This is a genomic window from Marinobacter pelagius (assembly GCF_900114925.1).
Taxonomy (GTDB): Bacteria; Pseudomonadota; Gammaproteobacteria; order Pseudomonadales; family Oleiphilaceae; genus Marinobacter; species Marinobacter pelagius.
In genome coordinates, this window is the sequence record NZ_FOUR01000008.1 from 1 (window position 1) to 17,437 (window position 17,437).

Annotated in this window: 30 protein-coding genes; 29 read left to right on the forward strand and 1 reads right to left on the reverse strand. The window is 56.6% G+C overall.

What is annotated here, in order from left to right:
• From BM254_RS14810 to rplQ, 29 genes are all read left to right on the forward strand, one after another.
• On the forward strand, positions 1-427 hold a 427-nt coding region (locus BM254_RS14810), incomplete at its 5' end, for an EF-Tu C-terminal domain-related protein (RefSeq protein ID WP_342714251.1).
• A 185-nt stretch (positions 428-612) separates the two neighbouring features.
• On the forward strand, positions 613-924 hold the full coding sequence (gene rpsJ, locus BM254_RS14815; RefSeq protein ID WP_004580743.1) for a 30S ribosomal protein S10: 312 nt from the start codon (positions 613-615) through the stop codon (positions 922-924).
• 76 nt (positions 925-1,000) lie between these two features.
• Positions 1,001-1,639 carry a 50S ribosomal protein L3 gene (rplC, locus tag BM254_RS14820; RefSeq protein WP_092005412.1) on the forward strand — a complete coding sequence of 213 codons (639 nt, stop codon included), beginning with the start codon at positions 1,001-1,003 and terminating at the stop codon, positions 1,637-1,639.
• 11 nt (positions 1,640-1,650) lie between these two features.
• A complete protein-coding gene (gene rplD, locus BM254_RS14825; RefSeq protein ID WP_092005415.1) occupies positions 1,651-2,256 on the forward strand; it encodes a 50S ribosomal protein L4 in 606 nt (201 codons plus the stop codon).
• A complete protein-coding gene (rplW, locus tag BM254_RS14830; protein ID WP_008174862.1) occupies positions 2,253-2,546 on the forward strand; it encodes a 50S ribosomal protein L23 in 294 nt (97 codons plus the stop codon). Before rplD ends, rplW begins: the two co-directional genes overlap by 4 nt.
• 17 nt (positions 2,547-2,563) lie before the next feature.
• Complete coding sequence (gene rplB / locus BM254_RS14835; RefSeq protein ID WP_092005418.1) at positions 2,564-3,391, forward strand: 50S ribosomal protein L2; 828 nt, start codon at positions 2,564-2,566, stop codon at positions 3,389-3,391.
• Between the two features lie 24 nt (positions 3,392-3,415).
• Entirely contained in the window at positions 3,416-3,691 is a 276-nt protein-coding gene (rpsS, locus tag BM254_RS14840) for a 30S ribosomal protein S19 (protein WP_007154011.1), read from the forward strand.
• 16 nt (positions 3,692-3,707) lie between these two features.
• Positions 3,708-4,040, forward strand: a complete 333-nt coding sequence (rplV, locus tag BM254_RS14845) for a 50S ribosomal protein L22 (RefSeq protein WP_008940674.1) — start codon at positions 3,708-3,710, stop codon at positions 4,038-4,040.
• 11 nt (positions 4,041-4,051) lie between these two features.
• Entirely contained in the window at positions 4,052-4,735 is a 684-nt protein-coding gene (rpsC, locus tag BM254_RS14850; RefSeq protein WP_092005421.1) for a 30S ribosomal protein S3, read from the forward strand.
• Between the two features lie 12 nt (positions 4,736-4,747).
• Positions 4,748-5,161, forward strand: a complete 414-nt coding sequence (rplP, locus tag BM254_RS14855; RefSeq protein ID WP_092005424.1) for a 50S ribosomal protein L16 — start codon at positions 4,748-4,750, stop codon at positions 5,159-5,161.
• Complete coding sequence (rpmC, locus tag BM254_RS14860) at positions 5,161-5,352, forward strand: 50S ribosomal protein L29 (RefSeq protein ID WP_008174877.1); 192 nt, start codon at positions 5,161-5,163, stop codon at positions 5,350-5,352. The genes rplP and rpmC overlap by 1 nt, the downstream gene beginning before the upstream one ends.
• A 1-nt stretch (position 5,353) precedes the next feature.
• A complete protein-coding gene (gene rpsQ / locus BM254_RS14865) occupies positions 5,354-5,620 on the forward strand; it encodes a 30S ribosomal protein S17 (protein WP_092005427.1) in 267 nt (88 codons plus the stop codon).
• A gap of 18 nt (positions 5,621-5,638) precedes the next feature.
• A complete protein-coding gene (gene rplN / locus BM254_RS14870) occupies positions 5,639-6,007 on the forward strand; it encodes a 50S ribosomal protein L14 (RefSeq protein WP_007154005.1) in 369 nt (122 codons plus the stop codon).
• A gap of 17 nt (positions 6,008-6,024) precedes the next feature.
• Positions 6,025-6,345 (forward strand): 50S ribosomal protein L24, encoded by a 321-nt coding sequence (gene rplX, locus BM254_RS14875; RefSeq protein ID WP_092005430.1) that lies wholly within the window; start codon positions 6,025-6,027, stop codon positions 6,343-6,345.
• Between the two features lie 15 nt (positions 6,346-6,360).
• On the forward strand, positions 6,361-6,900 hold the full coding sequence (rplE, locus tag BM254_RS14880) for a 50S ribosomal protein L5 (protein WP_092005433.1): 540 nt from the start codon (positions 6,361-6,363) through the stop codon (positions 6,898-6,900).
• A gap of 12 nt (positions 6,901-6,912) precedes the next feature.
• Entirely contained in the window at positions 6,913-7,218 is a 306-nt protein-coding gene (gene rpsN, locus BM254_RS14885; protein ID WP_092005436.1) for a 30S ribosomal protein S14, read from the forward strand.
• A gap of 90 nt (positions 7,219-7,308) precedes the next feature.
• The gene (gene rpsH / locus BM254_RS14890; RefSeq protein ID WP_092005439.1) at positions 7,309-7,701 is read left to right on the forward strand and encodes a 30S ribosomal protein S8; all 393 of its coding nucleotides are present in this window, start codon (positions 7,309-7,311) and stop codon (positions 7,699-7,701) included.
• A gap of 9 nt (positions 7,702-7,710) precedes the next feature.
• A complete protein-coding gene (gene rplF, locus BM254_RS14895; protein WP_092005442.1) occupies positions 7,711-8,244 on the forward strand; it encodes a 50S ribosomal protein L6 in 534 nt (177 codons plus the stop codon).
• Positions 8,245-8,253: 9 nt separating this feature from the next.
• Positions 8,254-8,601, forward strand: a complete 348-nt coding sequence (gene rplR / locus BM254_RS14900) for a 50S ribosomal protein L18 (protein ID WP_092005445.1) — start codon at positions 8,254-8,256, stop codon at positions 8,599-8,601.
• 12 nt (positions 8,602-8,613) lie between these two features.
• Positions 8,614-9,114, forward strand: a complete 501-nt coding sequence (gene rpsE / locus BM254_RS14905) for a 30S ribosomal protein S5 (protein ID WP_092005447.1) — start codon at positions 8,614-8,616, stop codon at positions 9,112-9,114.
• Between the two features lie 4 nt (positions 9,115-9,118).
• A complete protein-coding gene (rpmD, locus tag BM254_RS14910) occupies positions 9,119-9,307 on the forward strand; it encodes a 50S ribosomal protein L30 (protein ID WP_008940687.1) in 189 nt (62 codons plus the stop codon).
• A gap of 1 nt (position 9,308) precedes the next feature.
• Positions 9,309-9,743, forward strand: a complete 435-nt coding sequence (rplO, locus tag BM254_RS14915; protein ID WP_092005450.1) for a 50S ribosomal protein L15 — start codon at positions 9,309-9,311, stop codon at positions 9,741-9,743.
• Between the two features lie 17 nt (positions 9,744-9,760).
• Entirely contained in the window at positions 9,761-11,083 is a 1,323-nt protein-coding gene (gene secY / locus BM254_RS14920) for a preprotein translocase subunit SecY (protein WP_092005453.1), read from the forward strand.
• Positions 11,084-11,113: 30 nt separating this feature from the next.
• Positions 11,114-11,227 (forward strand): 50S ribosomal protein L36, encoded by a 114-nt coding sequence (gene rpmJ / locus BM254_RS14925; RefSeq protein WP_004580765.1) that lies wholly within the window; start codon positions 11,114-11,116, stop codon positions 11,225-11,227.
• Positions 11,228-11,369: 142 nt separating this feature from the next.
• On the forward strand, positions 11,370-11,726 hold the full coding sequence (gene rpsM, locus BM254_RS14930; RefSeq protein ID WP_092005456.1) for a 30S ribosomal protein S13: 357 nt from the start codon (positions 11,370-11,372) through the stop codon (positions 11,724-11,726).
• A 13-nt stretch (positions 11,727-11,739) separates the two neighbouring features.
• A complete protein-coding gene (rpsK, locus tag BM254_RS14935; RefSeq protein ID WP_007153992.1) occupies positions 11,740-12,129 on the forward strand; it encodes a 30S ribosomal protein S11 in 390 nt (129 codons plus the stop codon).
• Between the two features lie 18 nt (positions 12,130-12,147).
• The gene (gene rpsD, locus BM254_RS14940; RefSeq protein ID WP_092005459.1) at positions 12,148-12,768 is read left to right on the forward strand and encodes a 30S ribosomal protein S4; all 621 of its coding nucleotides are present in this window, start codon (positions 12,148-12,150) and stop codon (positions 12,766-12,768) included.
• Positions 12,769-12,803: 35 nt separating this feature from the next.
• Positions 12,804-13,808, forward strand: coding sequence for a DNA-directed RNA polymerase subunit alpha (locus tag BM254_RS14945; RefSeq protein WP_092005462.1), 1,005 nt, complete (start codon positions 12,804-12,806; stop codon positions 13,806-13,808).
• Positions 13,809-13,841: 33 nt separating this feature from the next.
• On the forward strand, positions 13,842-14,240 hold the full coding sequence (rplQ, locus tag BM254_RS14950; RefSeq protein ID WP_092005465.1) for a 50S ribosomal protein L17: 399 nt from the start codon (positions 13,842-13,844) through the stop codon (positions 14,238-14,240).
• 248 nt (positions 14,241-14,488) lie between these two features.
• Here the strand turns inward: rplQ and uvrA are convergent, their stop codons facing one another.
• Positions 14,489-17,314, reverse strand: coding sequence for an excinuclease ABC subunit UvrA (uvrA, locus tag BM254_RS14955; RefSeq protein WP_092005468.1), 2,826 nt, complete (start codon positions 17,312-17,314; stop codon positions 14,489-14,491).
• Positions 17,315-17,437: the final 123 nt, after the last annotated feature.

Genomic DNA, 17,437 nt, shown 5'->3' on the forward strand with positions numbered 1-17,437 from the left:
GACCACTTGTACCGGTGTTGAGATGTTCCGCAAGCTGCTGGACGAAGGCCGTGCTGGTGAGAACGTTGGTGTTCTGCTGCGTGGTACCAAGCGTGACGACGTTGAGCGTGGTCAGGTGCTGGCGGTTCCGGGCTCCATCACTCCGCACACCAAGTTCGAGTGCGAAGTGTACGTACTGTCCAAAGAAGAAGGCGGCCGTCATACTCCGTTCTTCAAGGGCTACCGTCCGCAGTTTTACTTCCGTACCACCGACGTAACCGGTTCCTGTGAACTGCCGGAAGGCGTGGAAATGGTTATGCCGGGTGACAACGTGAAGATGAGCGTTACCCTGATCGCTCCGATCGCCATGGAAGATGGCCTGCGCTTCGCGATCCGCGAAGGCGGCCGTACCGTTGGTGCCGGCGTGGTCTCCAAGATCATCGAGTAATCTGCTCGCTTGATCCTGAGAAAGGGGCTGAACCATCAGCCCCTTTTTCTGTTTCAGTCGCAAAGTCTGCCCGACCTGGTCATCCAGCATAGCTGTTGACAGGGTTGGGTATTATGCATACAATGCGGCTCCTTTTTTTGAAGGTCGGCTAAACAGTAGCTGCTACGAGTGGAGTTTGGTGCATCATGCAAAGCCAAAAAATTCGAATTCGGTTGAAGGCGTTTGATTACCGCCTGATCGACCAGTCCACGCAGGAGATCGTCGATACCGCAAAGCGGACCGGCGCTCAGGTGCGTGGCCCGATTCCTCTGCCGACGCGGAAGGAAAAGTACACAGTATTGATCTCTCCGCACGTCAACAAGGACGCGCGCGATCAGTATGAAATTCGTACGCATAAGCGTCTGCTCGACATCGTTGAGCCGACGGAGAAGACAGTTGATGCTCTGATGAAACTGGACCTGGCAGCAGGTGTAGACGTTCAGATCAGCCTCGGCTAATACCGCCCGGTATTAGTCTGTGTAACTGTCATAAGGCCATAGAGGGTGCGAGCCCCGTACACTTAAGAGGTGAAACATGGCAATTGGTGTTGTCGGTCGCAAGGCCGGTATGACCCGTATTTTTACGGAAGATGGGCAGGCGCTGCCCGTAACGGTAATCGAGGTTGAGCCCAACCGCATTACCCAGCTGAAAACTCTTGAAAGCGATGGTTATCGTGCCGTTCAGGTCACTGTAGGTACCCGTCGTTCCTCTCGTGTAACCAAGGCGGAAGCAGGTCACTTTGCCAAGGCGGGTGTTGAAGCCGGCCGTGGTGTCTGGGAGTTCCGTTTGGCTGATGGCGAAGGTGAAGATCTGGCCGCTGGTGGCGAGATTACTGCCTCTGTCTTTGAAGACGGTCAGATGGTTGATGCCATCGGTCAGTCCAAGGGTAAGGGCTTCCAGGGTGGTGTGAAGCGCTGGAACTTCTCCATGCAAGACGCTACTCACGGTAACTCCCTGTCTCACCGTGCACCGGGTTCCATTGGTCAGAACCAGACCCCGGGCAAGGTATTCAAGGGCAAGAAGATGGCGGGCCAGATGGGTAACGCACAGGTCACCGTGCAGAACCTGAAGATCGTCCGTGTCGACGCCGAGCGCAACCTGCTGCTGGTAAGTGGTGCCGTCCCCGGCGCAACTGGCGGCGACGTTGTCATCAAGCCTGCAGTCAAAGCCTGAGGAGCGGTGCGATGGAATTGACAATTACTGGTAGCGGCAAGGGAATCTCTGTTTCCGACGCTACGTTCGCCAAAGATTTCAACGAGTCCCTGGTTCACCAGGTGGTCACTGCCTACATGGCAGCCGGTCGTCAGGGTACCAAGGCTCAGAAGACACGTTCCGAAGTCAGTGGCGGTGGCAAGAAGCCCTGGCGTCAGAAGGGCACCGGTCGTGCCCGTGCGGGTACCATTCGTAGCCCGATCTGGCGCTCTGGTGGCGTAACTTTTGCTGCCAAGCCCCGCGACTTTGAGCAGAAGGTCAACCGCAAGATGTACCGTGCGGCCATGCGCTCCATTTTCTCGGAGCTGGTGCGCCAAGAGCGTCTGGTGGTGGTTGACGACATGAACGTCGAAAGCCCGAAGACCAAGGCCTTCAATGCCAAGCTGAAGGACATCGGTGTATCCAACGCGCTGATTCTGTCCGACAACGTCGAGCAGAACCTGCACCTGGCTTCCCGCAACATTCCCCACGTGGATGTTCGTGATGTCGCAGGCCTGGACCCGGTCAGCCTGGTTGCCTTCGAGAAAGTCGTGGTGACTGTTCCCGCTCTGAAGAAGATCGAGGAGATGCTGGGATGAATCAGGAACGTATTTACAAGGTCCTGCTGGGACCGCACGTATCAGAGAAAGCATCTCTGGCAGCTGAGCGCGGCCAAGTCGTGTTCCGTGTAGCGCCTGACGCCACCAAGCCGGAGATCAAAAAAGCCGTTGAGCAGTTGTTCAACGTCACCGTAGAAGGTGTTCAGGTTCTGAACCGTAAGGGTAAGCTCAAGCGCACTATCCGCGGGTTCGGCAAGCGTAATGACATTCGTAAGGCTTACGTCAAGCTGGCAGAAGGTCAGGACATCGATTTTCTGGATGTGGAATAAGGTAAAGGGGTCGTAATATGCCGATCGTCAAAACCAAGCCAACATCTGCCGGACGCCGTCACGTTGTAAAACTTTACAACCCGGATCTGCACAAAGGACGTCCTTACGAGCCGTTGGTAGAAACAAAGAGTAAGTCTGGTGGCCGTAACAATGTTGGTCGCATTACTACTCGTCACATCGGTGGTGGCCACAAGCAGCACTACCGTGTTATCGACTTCAAGCGGACCAAAGATGGTATCCCGGCGGTCATCGAACGCCTGGAATACGATCCGAACCGCTCTGCGCACATTGCACTGCTGAAGTACGCCGATGGCGAGCGTCGCTACATCATCGCTCCCAAAGGTATGCAGATCGGTGATCAGGTGCGCTCCGGTATCGACGCGCCGATCAAGGTGGGTTCCACTCTGCCGCTCCGGAATATTCCGGTCGGTTCCGTGATCCACTGCGTCGAACTCAAGCCTGGCAAAGGTGCCCAGCTGGCTCGCTCCGCGGGCGCATCCGTACAGCTGGTTGCTCGGGAAGGTGCTTATGCCACCATCCGCCTGCGTTCAGGTGAAATGCGAAAGGTGCTTGTAGATTGCCGTGCCACGCTGGGTGAAGTATCCAACAGCGAGCACAGCCTCAAGCAACTTGGTAAAGCGGGTGCATCACGTTGGCGCGGCAAACGGCCAACAGTACGTGGTGTTGCTATGAACCCAGTTGACCACCCGCATGGTGGTGGTGAAGGGCGTACCTCTGGCGGACGTCACCCGGTTACTCCGTGGGGTGTTCCGACCAAAGGGCATAAGACTCGTAAGAACAAGCGTACTGACAAGATGATAGTACGTCGTCGTTCGGCCAAGTAAACGACTACATAGAGGTAATTTGCTGTGCCACGTTCTTTGAAGAAAGGTCCTTTTATAGACCTGCATCTGTTGAAGAAGGTCGAGGCAGCTCTGGAAGCTAACGACAAGCGGCCCATTAAAACATGGTCCCGCCGGTCAACAGTCTTTCCGGAGATGGTAGGCCTGACCATTGCAGTCCACAACGGCAAGCAGCACGTGCCGGTTTATGTCACCGAAGATATGGTCGGTCATAAGCTGGGTGAGTTCGCGGCAACGCGTACTTATCGTGGTCATGCGGCCGACAAGAAAGCTAAACGCTGATTCTGAGGTAATAGAAATGGAAGTAGCAGCCAAGTACAAGGGCGCTCGCCTCTCAGCTCAAAAAGCGCGTCTTGTCGCTGACCAGGTACGCGGCAAGGCTGTTGAGGACGCCCTGAACATTCTGACTTTCAGCCCGAAGAAGGCGGCGGTTGTGATCAAGAAAGCTCTTGAATCCGCCATTGCCAACGCTGAGCACAACGAAGGTCTGGACGTAGATGATCTGCGGGTTTCCACCGTCATGGTGGATGAGGGCCCGACGCTCAAGCGAATCAAAGCTCGAGCCAAGGGGCGCGCTGACCGTATTTTCAAGCGCACCTGTCATATCACCGTCAAGGTCGCCGACAAGTAGGAGATGCTCAGATGGGTCATAAAGTAAATCCAACCGGCATTCGCCTGGGTGTGATCAAAGAGCACAACTCAGTCTGGTATGCCGACAAGAAGGACTACTCCAAGAACCTGCTGAATGATATTCAGGTTCGAGAGTTCCTGGACAAGCGTCTGGTTAAGGCGTCTGTCAGCAAGATTGTGATCGAGCGCCCGGCTCAGAACGCCCGGATCACGATCCATACAGCCCGTCCCGGTATTGTTATCGGCAAGAAGGGTGAAGATGTTGACCGTCTGCGTCGCGAAGTCAGCGACATGATGGGTGTGCCTGTGCACATCAACATCGAGGAAGTCCGCAAGCCGGACCTGGATGCCCGCCTGGTAGCGCAGAACGTTGCCGGTCAGCTCGAGCGTCGTGTGATGTTCCGTCGCGCCATGAAGCGCGCGGTACAGAACGCCATGCGTCAGGGCGCCAAGGGTATCAAGATCCAGGTAGGCGGTCGTCTTGGGGGTGCTGAAATCGCACGTTCCGAGTGGTATCGCGAAGGTCGTGTACCTCTGCACACACTGCGTGCAGATATTGATTACGCAACCTACGAAGCGCATACCACTTACGGCGTTATCGGCGTCAAGGTATGGATCTTCAAAGGTGAGATTCTTGGTGGTATGGAGCAGGTCCGTGCTGACAAGAAAGCCTCTGGGAAGAAAGGTTCTAAGTAAAGGGGCACTCTTATGCTGCAACCAAAACGCACCAAATTCCGCAAGGTAATGAAAGGCCGTAACACCGGTCTTGCTCAGCGTGCCAACAAGGTGAGCTTCGGTGAATACGGATTGAAGGCGACCAGCCGTGGGCGTATAACTGCGCGCCAGATTGAGGCAGCGCGTCGTACCATGACTCGTCGCATCAAGCGGGGCGGTAAGATCTGGATCCGGGTGTTCCCGGACAAGCCGATCACCGGCAAGCCGCTTGAAGTTCGAATGGGTAAAGGTAAGGGTTCTGTCGAGTATTGGGTGGCTGAGATCCAGCCAGGCCGTATGCTCTACGAGATGGAAGGTGTTGCTGAAGACGTAGCACGCGAAGCCTTCACACTCGCAGCGGCCAAACTGCCGGTACAGACCACCTTTGTAACGAGGACGGTGATGTGATGAAAGCAACAGAGCTGCGTGAAAAGTCAGTCGAGGAGCTGAACAAAGAGCTGATCGACCTCCTGAAGGAGCAGTTCAACCTGCGCATGCGCAAGGCGACAGGTCAGCTGAATCAGTCTCACCTTCTCGGCAAGGTGAAGCGCGACATCGCTCGCGTGAAAACAGTATTGAACGAAAAGGCAGGACAGTGACATGACCGAAGCTACCCAAACTGCCAGAACTCTGAGCGGGAAGGTCGTGAGCAACAAGATGGACAAGTCCATCGTGGTTCTGGTCGAGCGTCAGGTGAAGCATCCGCTGTACGGTAAGTACATGAAGCGCTCTACCAAGATTCACGCTCACGATGAGAGTAATCAGTGCAACATCGGTGACACTGTAACGATCCAGGAAACCCGTCCGGTCTCCAAGACCAAGAGCTGGGCTCTGGTGGAAGTTACCGAACGTGCATCCAAGGTGTAATTCGCCCGGAGAACAACCATGATTCAGACTCAAACAATGCTTGAAGTCGCGGATAACAGCGGTGCGCGTCAGGTGATGTGCATCAAGGTCCTGGGCGGTTCACACCGGCGTTACGCCAGCGTAGGGGATATCATCAAGGTAACCGTCAAGGAAGCCATCCCCCGCGGTAAAGTGAAGAAAGGCCAGGTCCTGAAAGCCGTCGTGGTACGCACTCGCAAGGGTGTGCGCCGTCCCGACGGTTCGCTGATCCGTTTCGACGGAAACGCGGCAGTACTTCTGAACAATCAGGACGCACCGATTGGTACCCGTATCTTCGGACCGGTTACCCGTGAACTGCGTAATGAGAAGTTCATGAAAATTATCTCACTGGCACCCGAAGTACTTTAAAGGACCAGAGGCCGGTTATGAAAAAGATCAAACGAGATGACGAAGTAATCGTCACCACGGGCAAAGACAAAGGCAAACGTGGTAAAGTCCTGAAGGTTCAGGATGATGGCCGAGTGCTTGTTTCTGGCATCAACATGATGAAGAAGCACACCAAGCCGAACCCGATGCTGGGCACCCCGGGTGGCATCGTCGAGAAAGAAGCACCTATCCAGGTTTCCAACGTGGCTATCTTTAATCCGCAGACCGGCAAAGCCGATCGTGTCGGCTTTCAGGTGAAGGAAGACGGCAGCAAAGTGCGGATCTTCAAGTCCACGAACGAAGCTGTCGATAACCAGTAAGCGGTGGTGGTTACGATGCTAAATAGCAAAGAGCAATACAGTCAGGAAGTGGTACCCGCCCTGCAGAAAGAGTTCGGTTACAAGAACGTGATGCAGGTGCCGCGTATCGAAAAGATCACCCTGAACATGGGTGTCGGCGAAGCGGTTGGTGACAAGAAGCTGATTGAGAATGCCGTGGCGGATCTTGAGCGCCTGGCGGGTCAAAAAGCGGTTGTTACCAAGGCACGTAAGTCCGTTGCGGGTTTCAAGATCCGTGAAGGCTGGCCTATCGGCTGCAAGGTTACCCTGCGCGGTGAGCGTATGTGGGAATTCTTTGATCGTCTGGTTCACATTGCGGTTCCCCGTATTCGTGACTTCCGCGGTCTGAACCCCAAGTCCTTTGACGGGCGCGGTAACTACAGCATGGGTGTGCGTGAGCAGATCATTTTCCCTGAGATCGAGTACGACAAGGTCGACAAGATCCGTGGTCTGGACATCACCATCACCACGACTGCCGGTACCGACGACGAAGGTCGCGAACTGCTGAAAGCCTTCGGCTTTCCGTTCAAGAGATAAGGAACGAGAGACATGGCTAAGGTTTCCATGAAACAGCGCGAGCTCAAGCGCGAGAAGACGGTTGCCAAATACGCAGCCAAGCGTGCAGAGCTCAAGGCGATTATCAAGAACCCGAATACCAGCGACGACGAGCGTTGGGATGCGCAGATGAAGCTGCAACAGCTTCCTCGCGATGCGTCTCCTTCGCGTCTTCGTAATCGTTGCCAGGTGACTGGTCGTCCCCACGGCGTTCTGCGCAAGTTCGAGCTTTCACGGATCAAACTCCGTGAATACGGCATGCGCGGTGACGTTCCGGGCCTGACCAAGGCAAGCTGGTAAGATAGGCCGCCTGACTTCGGTCAGGTGTGCCTGTTGGTAAGCGGTGCGGCAAGCCGCTGCACAACTAAAAAGATCAGGAGCCTCATACCAATGAGTATGCAAGACACGCTTGCGGATATGTTTACCCGTATCCGTAATGCCCAGATGGCATCCAAAGCAGACGTTACGATGCCGTCTTCAAAAATGAAGATCTCCGTAGCCCAGGTCCTCAAGGACGAAGGTTACGTTGAAGATTTCTCTGTTTCAGCTGACGCGAAGCCCGAGCTGACGATTACTCTGAAGTACTTCGGTGGTAAGCCGGTTATTGAAGAGATCAAGCGGGTCAGCCGTCCGAGTCTGCGCCAGTACAAGGGCGCTGGGGAACTGCCGAAAGTATCCGGTGGTCTGGGAGTCGCGATTGTCTCAACGTCCAAGGGCGTTATGACAGACCGCGCCGCACGAGCTGCCGGCGTGGGTGGCGAAGTCATCTGCACCGTATTCTAGGAGATACACATGTCCAGGGTTGCCAATAATCCTGTCGTGCTGCCTTCCGGTGTTGAGGTTAAGCTGAACGGACAGGAAATTAACGTGAAGGGCTCCAAGGGAGCGCTTCAATTCACCATTCACCAGGCGGTTGAAGTAAAGCAGGAAGAGAACGTTCTGCGCTTTGAAGCCCGCAATGGTGCAAAACAGTCCCGTGCTCTTGCTGGTACGACCCGTGCTCTGATTAACAACATGGTCACCGGCGTTTCTACAGGTTGGGAGCGCAGGCTTACGCTGACGGGTGTAGGTTACCGTGCCCAGGCGCAGGGTAAGAAGCTCAACCTGACACTGGGTTTTTCTCACCCGGTCGAGTACGAGCTGCCCGAGGGTGTTACCGCCGAGACTCCGTCCAACACGGAAGTCGTGATTCGCGGTATCGACAAGCAACAGGTTGGCCAGGTCGCTGCTGAAATCCGCGCGTTCCGTCCGCCCGAGCCTTATAAGGGTAAGGGTGTTCGTTATGCGGATGAGCAGGTCAGACGCAAAGAAGCCAAGAAGAAATAAGGCGGGACTATGAGCGCGAATAACGAAAGATTGCGTCGCGCACGCAAAGTGCGCATGAAGATCCGTGAACTGGGTACTGATCGTCTGTGCGTTCACCGCACTCCGCGTCACATGTACGCCCAGGTCACTACTGCAGACGGCAGCAAGGTGCTGGCCTCTGCCTCCACGTTGGATAAGGAACTGCGCCAGGGCGCAACCGGTAACGTGGATGCTGCCAAAAAGGTCGGTCAGCTGATCGCTGAACGTGCCAAGGCGGCTGGCGTTGAAAAGGTTGCGTTTGACCGTTCCGGTTACCGTTATCACGGCCGTATTCAGGCTCTGGCCGACGCTGCCCGTGAAGCTGGCTTGCAATTCTAAGAGGTGGAGAAGATGAGCGTTAACGATCAGAAGGCGCCTGAGCTCCAGGAGAAGCTGGTTCAGGTAAACCGAGTCGCCAAGGTTGTAAAAGGTGGCCGTATTTTCGCCTTCACCGCACTGACCGTAGTGGGTGATGGTAAAGGTCGCGTTGGCTTCGGCCGTGGTAAGGCCCGGGAAGTTCCGGTTGCCATCCAGAAGGCCATGGAAGCTGCACGTAAGAACATGGTAGACGTGGCGCTGGACGGCACCACTCTGCAGTACCCGGTCCGGGCTCAGCATGGCGGCTCCAAGGTCTACATGCAGCCGGCTTCCGAAGGTACCGGTATCATCGCCGGTGGTGCGATGCGTGCGGTCCTGGAAGTGGCGGGTGTGCAGAACGTACTGTCCAAGTGTTACGGGTCTACCAACCCGGTGAACGTGGTACGTTCCACCATCAAGGGTCTCCAGGCCATGAAGGCGCCTGAGGACGTTGCAGCCAAGCGCGGTAAATCCGTGGAAGATATTCTGGGTTGAAGTCATGGCGAACGCGAAAACAATCAAAGTTACACTGACCCGCAGCCCTATCAGCTGCCAGCCCAAGCACAAGCTGTGCGTGAAGGGCCTGGGTCTTCGTAAAATCGGTCAGACCGTGGAGCTGGAAGATACTCCTTCCATCCGCGGCATGATCAACCGGGTAAATTACCTGGTACGGGTTGAGGAGAACTAAGATGCGTCTGAACGAACTTGCTCCAGAACCCGGTTCACGCCCGGACGCCAAGCGCGTTGGTCGTGGTATCGGTAGCGGTCTCGGTAAGACCGGTGGCCGTGGTCACAAGGGTCTGAAGGCCCGTTCCGGTGGTACCGTAGCTCCCGGTTTCGAGGGCGGTCAGCAGCCGCTGGCTCGTCGTCTGCCGAAGTTTGGTTTCACTTCCCGTCAGCAGCGTTATGTTGCCGAGATTCGCCTGAACGAACTGGCGAAGGTTGAAGGCGATGTGGTTGATCTGGAAGCCCTGAAGAAGGCTGACGTGATCCGTGAAGAGATCCGTGAAGCCAAGGTTATCCTGTCCGGCGAACTGAGCCGTCCGGTAACCGTGAAGGGCCTGCGGGTCACCAAAGGCGCACGCGAGGCAATTGCTGCAGCGGGCGGTAAAGTCGAGGACTAAGGCGAGTCGAGGACTAAATGGCCAAGACAGCATCATTGCCTGCGGGCGCGGGTAAAGGACTGGCAGAGCTGCGATCGCGGCTCTGGTTTGTCTTCCTGGCATTGCTGGTGTACCGGATCGGTGCCCATATTCCGGTGCCGGGTATCAACCCCGACCGTCTGGCGGCACTGTTTGAGCAGAATCAGGGCACGATCCTGAGCATGTTCAACATGTTTTCCGGTGGTGCGCTTGAGCGCATGAGTATCTTCGCACTCGGCATCATGCCGTACATCTCGGCTTCCATTATCATGCAGCTCATGACTGCGGTCAGTCCGCAGCTTGAGCAGCTGAAGAAAGAAGGCGAGGCTGGTCGTCGGAAGATCAGCCAGTACACTCGGTACGGCACGGTCATCCTGGCCCTGGTTCAGGGTGCTGGTATATCTGTGGGGCTGGCATCTCAGGGTGTCACCTTTAACGATAGCTTCAGCTTCCACTTCGTGGCGGTCGTTTCGTTCGTCAGTGGTGCGGTGTTCATGATGTGGCTGGGTGAGCAGATCACCGAGCGCGGCGTTGGTAACGGTATTTCGTTGCTGATCTTCGCGGGTATCGTTGCCGGGTTGCCCGGCGCGATCGGTCAGACGCTTGAACAGGCGCGCAACGGCGAGATGAGCCTGCTGGTGGTTCTCGGGATCGGTATCCTGGCTGTAGCCGTTATCGGATTTGTGGTGTTCATGGAGCGTGGTCAGCGTCGTCTGACCATCAACTACGCCAAGCGGCAGCAGGGGCGGCGGGTATTTGCCCAGCAGTCCAGCCATTTGCCGCTGAAGGTGAACATGGCGGGTGTTATTCCGCCGATCTTCGCCTCTTCCATCCTGCTGTTCCCGGCTTCCATCGGGCAGTGGTTCGGCCAGGGTGAAGGTATGGAGTGGTTGAGCGACGTTTCCCAGGCACTGGCACCGAGTCAGCCTCTGTACATTATCCTGTTCGCGGCAGCAGTGGTATTCTTCTGCTTCTTCTACACAGCGCTGATGTACAACCCGAAAGAAGTCGCGGATAACCTCAAGCGCTCAGGAGCGTTTATTCCGGGCATCCGTCCGGGCGAGCAGACCGCCAAGTATATTGACGGTGTGCTGACCCGCCTGACGCTGTTCGGCGCAATGTACATTGCGGCAGTGTCCCTGTTCCCTCAGTTCCTGATGGTGGCGGGGAACGTACCTTTCTATCTGGGCGGTACGTCACTGCTGATTGTGGTAGTCGTGGTGATGGATTTCATGGCGCAGGTACAGTCGCACCTGATGTCCCATCAGTATGAATCACTGATGAAGAAGTCCAATCTCAAGGGCTATGGACGGAACGGGTAACACCGTTCCCCTTGAAAACTGGAGTCGACAATGAAAGTACGCGCTTCGGTAAAGAAAATTTGCCGTAACTGCAAAGTAATTCGTCGCAATGGCTCGGTTCGAGTCATCTGCACGGAGCCTCGTCACAAGCAGCGCCAGGGCTGATCCCTCCGGGAACAATCCTGACATTGCAAAAGGGGTTCGGAATGATGGCGCTTGACTCGGAAGCGGGTCAGGCGCTATTATTTCGCGCCCTTTTTGTGGCGGAAAATTCACACAGCAAAGCTTTGAACGCGGAGTAATTTGGATGGCACGTATAGCCGGTGTCAATATACCCGATAACAAACATGCTGTTATCTCGCTGACCTACATCTTTGGTGTTGGCAAGACAACAGCCCAGAAGCTTTGCGACGCAACCGGCGTCAAGCCGGACCTTAAGGTCAAAGACCTTAGCGACGAGCAGCTTGAATCCCTTCGTACAGAAGTGGGCAAGTTTGTCGTCGAAGGCGATCTGCGTCGTGAAGTACAGATGAACATCAAGCGTTTGAAGGATCTCGGTTGCTTCCGTGGTCTGCGTCACCGTCATGGCCTTCCGGTCCGTGGCCAGCGCACCAAGACCAACGCCCGCACCCGTAAAGGTCCTCGCAAACCTATTCGCAAGTAACAGGTAGGCAAACATGGCAAAGCCAGGTACACGTACCCGTAAAAAGGTGAAAAAGACGGTTGTTGATGGCGTCGCGCACATTCACGCGTCCTTCAACAACACTATCGTGACCATTTCGGACCGTCAGGGCAACGTCCTGTCCTGGGCCACCTCTGGTGGTTCCGGCTTCCGCGGCTCACGTAAGAGTACACCTTTTGCTGCGCAGGTAGCAGCTGAAAGAGCCGGTAATGCGGCTGCTGAATACGGCCTTAAAAACCTGGACGTAGAGGTTAAGGGTCCTGGGCCCGGACGTGAATCTGCAGTTCGCGCGCTGAACGCGTGTGGCTACAAGATTACCAACATCACTGATGTGACGCCGATTCCCCATAACGGCTGCCGTCCGCCCAAGAAGCGCCGCGTCTAACACAGGAGACAGTGAAATATGGCTCGTTATATAGGCCCGAAGTGCAAGCTGTCTCGTCGTGAAGGGACAGATCTTTTTCTGAAGAGCGGCGTTCGCGCGCTCGATTCCAAGTGCAACATCGAGACTCCGCCGGGTATGCACGGCGCGCGTCGCGGTCGTCTGTCCGAGTACGGCGTACAGCTTCGTGAAAAACAGAAAGTCCGTCGTATCTACGGCGTACTGGAGAAGCAGTTCCGCAATTACTACAAAGAGGCAGCCCGTATCAAAGGTGCAACGGGTGAAAACCTGCTGCAGCTTCTGGAAGGTCGCCTGGATAACGTTGTATACCGCATGGGCTTTGGTTCTACCCGTGCAGAAGCCCGTCAGCTCGTCTCTCACAAGGCGATCCTGGTCAACGACAAGGCGGTTAACATCCCGTCCTATCAGGTCAAGCCGGGTGACGTTGTGAGCGTGCGCGAGAAGGCCAAGAACCAGCTGCGTGTCAAAGGCGCACTGGATCTGGCTGCCAGCCGTGCACCGGTAAGCTGGGTAGAGGTTGACGCCAACAAGATGTCCGGCGTTTACAAGTCAGTACCTGAGCGTACTGAACTGCCGGCCGACATCAACGAGAACCTCATCGTCGAGCTTTACTCCAAGTAAAGCCCAGTAAGCAACGATAGCAGATAGGGGCGTCTATGCAGCGTTCAGTACATGAGTTATTGACACCTCGTACCATTGACGTGAAAGAATCCAGCGCCACGCGTGCCAAGGTGACCCTGGAGCCTCTGGAAAGGGGCTTCGGTCATACCTTGGGTAGCGCACTGCGCCGTATTCTCTTGTCTTCGATGCCGGGCTGCGCCATTACTGAAGCGCAGATTGACGGTGTCCTGCACGAGTACAGCGCCATTGAGGGTGTCCAGGAGGACGTCATCGAGATTCTGCTGAATCTCAAGGGCGTCGCCGTGAAAATGAACGGTCGGGACGAAGCTGAGCTGACCCTCAGCAAGAAAGGCCCGGGCGTTGTGACAGCCGGTGACATCAAGCTGGATCACGATGTCGAGATCGCCAACCCGGACCATGTGATCTGTCACCTGAGTGAGAACGGTGAATTGAACATGCGTCTGCGTGTTGCCCGCGGTCGTGGCTATGAGCCAGCCGACCAGCGTGGTCTTGACGAGGACGAAACTCGCGCCATCGGACGCCTGCAGCTGGATGCAACCTTCAGCCCGGTTCGTCGCGTGGCCTATGCCGTGGAAAGTGCACGGGTTGAGCAACGGACTGATCTGGACAAGCTGGTAATTGATCTGGAGACCAATGGCACCATCGACCCGGAAGAAGCAATTCGCCGGGCGGCGACCATCCTCCAGCAGCAACTGGCGGTATTCGTTGATTTCGATCACGAGAAAGAGCCGGAGCGCGTGGAAGAAGAGGAAGAAATCGATCCGATTCTGCTGCGTCCGGTAGATGATCTGGAATTGACTGTGCGTTCAGCTAACTGCTTGAAGGCTGAGAACATTTACTATATCGGCGATCTGATTCAGCGCACCGAAGTTGAGCTGCTGAAGACGCCTAACCTTGGCAAGAAGTCGCTGACCGAGATCAAGGACGTCCTGGCGTCCCGTGGTTTGTCTCTGGGCATGCGTCTTGATAACTGGCCGCCGGCAAGCCTTCGTGGCGACGACCGGGTTCTGGGCGGTTAATCGCCGATTAGTTTAAGGTAAGGAATCAGAGCAATGCGTCATCGTAAGAGTGGTCGTAAGTTCAGCAGGACCAGTGCGCATCGCAAGGCCATGTTCCGTAACATGACTGCGTCACTGGTTGAACACGAGCTGATCAAAACAACGCTGCCGAAAGCCAAAGAGCTTCGTCGGGTAGCCGAGCCTTTGATCACGCTCTCCAAGAATGATTCGGTTGCAAACCGTCGCCTGGCGTTCTCTCGCCTGCGCAACGATGCAGCGGTAGCCAAGCTGTTTGACGAGCTGGGCCCGCGCTACAGCGACCGTCCGGGTGGATACCTTCGTATCCTGAAGTGTGGTTTCCGTGCCGGTGACAATGCCCCGATGGCATTTGTCGAGCTGGTAGGTCGCCCGCTGGATATCGAAGCGGAAGAAGTGGACGACGACGAAGAGTAAGATCTTCGGAGTGGTTCAGAAGAAGCCGGGAGTGGAAACACTTCCGGCTTTTTTGTGCCTGAAATAAAAGTGGGGTCAGAAGAAGGCTTTCTTCTGACCCCGGGTTCACGTCGTATTCCCCGAAGATACGGGTATAAAAAAGGGGTCAGATGAAAGCCTTCATCTGACCCCATGTTCACCTCGGACTCCGAAGGGTTCAGGCCTAAAACGGGGTCAGATGAACGCTTTCATCTGACCCCACCTTCACCTCAGTTCTTCGCCAGCATCTGTTTCAGATAGCGGCCGGTATGAGACACCGGGTTCTCCGCGACGTCCTCCGGCGTTCCTTCGGCAATGATCTGGCCGCCCCCGGAGCCGCCCTCCGGCCCCAGGTCGACAATCCAGTCCGCGGTCTTGATCACGTCCAGGTTATGCTCGATCACGACGATGGTGTTGCCGTGGTCCCGCAGGCGCTGCAACACGTTGAGCAACTGCTGGATGTCATAAAAATGCAGGCCGGTGGTCGGTTCGTCCAGGATGTACAAGGTCTTGCCGGTATCGCGCTTGGACAGCTCCTTGGCCAGCTTCACCCGCTGCGCCTCGCCGCCAGACAGGGTGACGGCACTCTGTCCCAGCCGGATGTAGGACAGGCCGACGTCGATCAGGGTCTGTAGCTTGCGTGCCAGGAACGGAACCGCATCGAAGAACTCGCGGCCTTCCTCTACGGTCATTTCCAGCACTTCGTGGATGTTCTTGCCCTTGTAGCGTACCTCCAGCGTTTCCCGGTTGTAGCGTTTGCCCTTGCACACGTCGCAGGGCACGTAAATGTCGGGGAGGAAGTGCATCTCCACCTTGATCACGCCGTCGCCCTGGCAGGCTTCGCAGCGTCCGCCCTTGACGTTGAAGGAGAACCGGCCGGGCTTGTAGCCCCGGGAGCGGGCTTCCTGGGTGCCGGCAAACAGTTCCCGGATGGGCGTGAATAACCCGGTATAGGTGGCGGGGTTGGAGCGCGGGGTGCGGCCGATCGGGCTCTGGTCAATGTCGATCACCTTGTCCAGGTGCTCCAGGCCCTTGAGTTTCTTGTAGGGCGAGTGATTGAGGCTCGTGGCCTTGTTCAGCTTGGCGGCGGCTACCGGATACAAAGTGCTGTTGATCAGGGTGGACTTGCCGGAGCCGGACACACCGGTAATGCAGGTCATCACTCCCAGAGGAAGGTTCAGGGTCACATCCTGGAGGTTGTTGCCTGTGGCGCCTGTAAGGGTCAGCTGCTTGCCGGAGCCCTTGTTTCGCGTTGGCGGTACGGCAATTTCCTTCTGGCCACTGAGGTACTGACCGGTCAGGGAGTCCTTATTGGCAATGATGTCTTCGGGCCGCCCCTGGGCAACGACGTGGCCCCCGTGGACCCCGGCGCCGGGACCGATGTCGATGACATAATCGGCGGCGCGAATGGCGTCCTCATCGTGTTCGACCACGATCACCGTGTTGCCCAGGTCCCGCAGGTGGGTGAGGGTGGCCAGTAGACGGTCGTTATCCCGCTGATGCAGTCCGATGGAGGGCTCGTCGAGGATGTACATGACACCGACGAGACCGGCGCCGATCTGACTGGCCAGGCGAATGCGCTGGGCCTCGCCGCCGGAGAGTGTATCGGCGCTGCGCTCGAGGGTCAGGTATTCCAGCCCCACATTGACCAGGAACTGCAGGCGCTCCCGCACCTCCTTGAGGATCTTCTCGGCAATTTCACCTTTCCGGCCTGGCAGGGTCAGCTGTTCAAAATAGTCGTGTGCCTCGCCCACTGGCAAGTGGGTCACCTCGGGCAGGTTCCGCTCCTCGATGAAGACGTGCCGGGCGCTGCGGCGCAACCGGGAGCCGCCACAGTCCGTACAGGGCTGGGTGCTCAGGTTCCGGGCCAGCTCCTCGCGCATGCTCTGGGAATCGGTTTCCCGGTAGCGGCGCTCGAGATTGGGCAGAATACCTTCGAACGGGTGGGCCTTTTCCATGATATGGCCGCGGGAGTTCACGTAACGGAACGGTATCTCTTCGGAGCCGGAACCATAGAGCAGCACCTGTTGGAAAGATTCAGGCAGGTCGACCCAAGGTGTTTCCAGATCCATGCCGTAGTGCTCGGCCACGCTCGACAGCATTTGGAAGTAATACACCGCGCGCCGGTCCCAACCCTTGATTGCACCTTCGGCAAGGGTCGCCTCCGGGTGCTGGATGACCTTTTCCGGATCGAAGAACTGCTTCACGCCCAGACCATCACAGGTCGGGCAGGCGCCGGCGGGGTTGTTGAAGGAAAACAGCCGGGGTTCCAGCTCACTGAGGGAGTAGCCACACTGGGTGCAGGCATAACGGGCGGAGTACGTGTGTTCCTCGCCCTCGCCGGTCATGGGCGCAACCAGGGCGATGCCGTCCGCGAGTTCCAGGGCGGTTTCGAAGCTTTCGGCCAGGCGCTGCTCCAGGCCTTCCTTAACCTTGAAGCGGTCCACCACCACGTCGATCTGGTGCTTGCGCTTCTTGTCCAGGGGAGGCACATCGTCGATATCGTAGACGGTGCCGTCGACCCGCAGCCGGATAAAACCCTGGCTGCGCATGTTGTCGATCATGTGGAGGTGCTCGCCTTTGCGATCCCGGATGACCGGGGCCAGGATCATCAGCTTGCTGCCCTCGGGCATGGCCAGTACCTGGTCTACCATCTGGCTGACGGTCTGGGCCTCAAGTGGCTGGCCATGATCCGGGCAGCGGGGCTCGCCGGCACGCGCAAACAACAACCGCAGGTAATCGTAGATCTCGGTGATGGTGCCCACCGTGGACCGGGGGTTGTGAGAGGTGGATTTCTGCTCGATGGAAATCGCCGGTGACAGGCCTTCGATGTGGTCCACATCGGGCTTTTCCATCATGGAAAGAAATTGCCGGGCATAGGTGGAGAGGGATTCCACATACCGACGTTGCCCTTCGGCGTAAAGTGTGTCGAAAGCCAGCGACGATTTCCCGGAGCCGGACAGGCCTGTGATCACGATCAGCTTGTCCCTTGGTATATCCAGGTCGATGTTCTTCAGGTTGTGGGTGCGTGCACCCTTGATCTGGATATGGTCCATACCACCTCTCAAATTGGGAAAAACGAGAATTATACCGCGTTACCGGAAGGCCGGTGAAACCGGTATTGACCGAGACAATTCCGGGAGTCCCTCGGTCCGGTCGGTTCTGATACAATGCGCCGC

What these genes read in the sequence shown, in the direction of transcription:
- rpsJ (WP_004580743.1), top strand. Translation starts at nt 613, where the DNA reads ATGCAAAGCCAAAAAATTCGAATTCGGTTGAAGGCGTTTGATTACCGC.
- rplC (WP_092005412.1), top strand. Translation starts at nt 1,001, where the DNA reads ATGGCAATTGGTGTTGTCGGTCGCAAGGCCGGTATGACCCGTATTTTT.
- rplD (WP_092005415.1), top strand. Translation starts at nt 1,651, where the DNA reads ATGGAATTGACAATTACTGGTAGCGGCAAGGGAATCTCTGTTTCCGAC.
- rplW (WP_008174862.1), top strand. Translation starts at nt 2,253, where the DNA reads ATGAATCAGGAACGTATTTACAAGGTCCTGCTGGGACCGCACGTATCA.
- rplB (WP_092005418.1), top strand. Translation starts at nt 2,564, where the DNA reads ATGCCGATCGTCAAAACCAAGCCAACATCTGCCGGACGCCGTCACGTT.
- rplV (WP_008940674.1), top strand. Translation starts at nt 3,708, where the DNA reads ATGGAAGTAGCAGCCAAGTACAAGGGCGCTCGCCTCTCAGCTCAAAAA.
- rpsC (WP_092005421.1), top strand. Translation starts at nt 4,052, where the DNA reads ATGGGTCATAAAGTAAATCCAACCGGCATTCGCCTGGGTGTGATCAAA.
- rplP (WP_092005424.1), top strand. Translation starts at nt 4,748, where the DNA reads ATGCTGCAACCAAAACGCACCAAATTCCGCAAGGTAATGAAAGGCCGT.
- rpmC (WP_008174877.1), top strand. Translation starts at nt 5,161, where the DNA reads ATGAAAGCAACAGAGCTGCGTGAAAAGTCAGTCGAGGAGCTGAACAAA.
- rpsQ (WP_092005427.1), top strand. Translation starts at nt 5,354, where the DNA reads ATGACCGAAGCTACCCAAACTGCCAGAACTCTGAGCGGGAAGGTCGTG.
- rplN (WP_007154005.1), top strand. Translation starts at nt 5,639, where the DNA reads ATGATTCAGACTCAAACAATGCTTGAAGTCGCGGATAACAGCGGTGCG.
- rplX (WP_092005430.1), top strand. Translation starts at nt 6,025, where the DNA reads ATGAAAAAGATCAAACGAGATGACGAAGTAATCGTCACCACGGGCAAA.
- rplE (WP_092005433.1), top strand. Translation starts at nt 6,361, where the DNA reads ATGCTAAATAGCAAAGAGCAATACAGTCAGGAAGTGGTACCCGCCCTG.
- rpsN (WP_092005436.1), top strand. Translation starts at nt 6,913, where the DNA reads ATGGCTAAGGTTTCCATGAAACAGCGCGAGCTCAAGCGCGAGAAGACG.
- rpsH (WP_092005439.1), top strand. Translation starts at nt 7,309, where the DNA reads ATGAGTATGCAAGACACGCTTGCGGATATGTTTACCCGTATCCGTAAT.
- rplF (WP_092005442.1), top strand. Translation starts at nt 7,711, where the DNA reads ATGTCCAGGGTTGCCAATAATCCTGTCGTGCTGCCTTCCGGTGTTGAG.
- rplR (WP_092005445.1), top strand. Translation starts at nt 8,254, where the DNA reads ATGAGCGCGAATAACGAAAGATTGCGTCGCGCACGCAAAGTGCGCATG.
- rpsE (WP_092005447.1), top strand. Translation starts at nt 8,614, where the DNA reads ATGAGCGTTAACGATCAGAAGGCGCCTGAGCTCCAGGAGAAGCTGGTT.
- rpmD (WP_008940687.1), top strand. Translation starts at nt 9,119, where the DNA reads ATGGCGAACGCGAAAACAATCAAAGTTACACTGACCCGCAGCCCTATC.
- rplO (WP_092005450.1), top strand. Translation starts at nt 9,309, where the DNA reads ATGCGTCTGAACGAACTTGCTCCAGAACCCGGTTCACGCCCGGACGCC.
- secY (WP_092005453.1), top strand. Translation starts at nt 9,761, where the DNA reads ATGGCCAAGACAGCATCATTGCCTGCGGGCGCGGGTAAAGGACTGGCA.
- rpmJ (WP_004580765.1), top strand. Translation starts at nt 11,114, where the DNA reads ATGAAAGTACGCGCTTCGGTAAAGAAAATTTGCCGTAACTGCAAAGTA.
- rpsM (WP_092005456.1), top strand. Translation starts at nt 11,370, where the DNA reads ATGGCACGTATAGCCGGTGTCAATATACCCGATAACAAACATGCTGTT.
- rpsK (WP_007153992.1), top strand. Translation starts at nt 11,740, where the DNA reads ATGGCAAAGCCAGGTACACGTACCCGTAAAAAGGTGAAAAAGACGGTT.
- rpsD (WP_092005459.1), top strand. Translation starts at nt 12,148, where the DNA reads ATGGCTCGTTATATAGGCCCGAAGTGCAAGCTGTCTCGTCGTGAAGGG.
- BM254_RS14945 (WP_092005462.1), top strand. Translation starts at nt 12,804, where the DNA reads ATGCAGCGTTCAGTACATGAGTTATTGACACCTCGTACCATTGACGTG.
- rplQ (WP_092005465.1), top strand. Translation starts at nt 13,842, where the DNA reads ATGCGTCATCGTAAGAGTGGTCGTAAGTTCAGCAGGACCAGTGCGCAT.
- uvrA (WP_092005468.1), bottom strand. Translation starts at nt 17,314, where the DNA reads ATGGACCATATCCAGATCAAGGGTGCACGCACCCACAACCTGAAGAAC.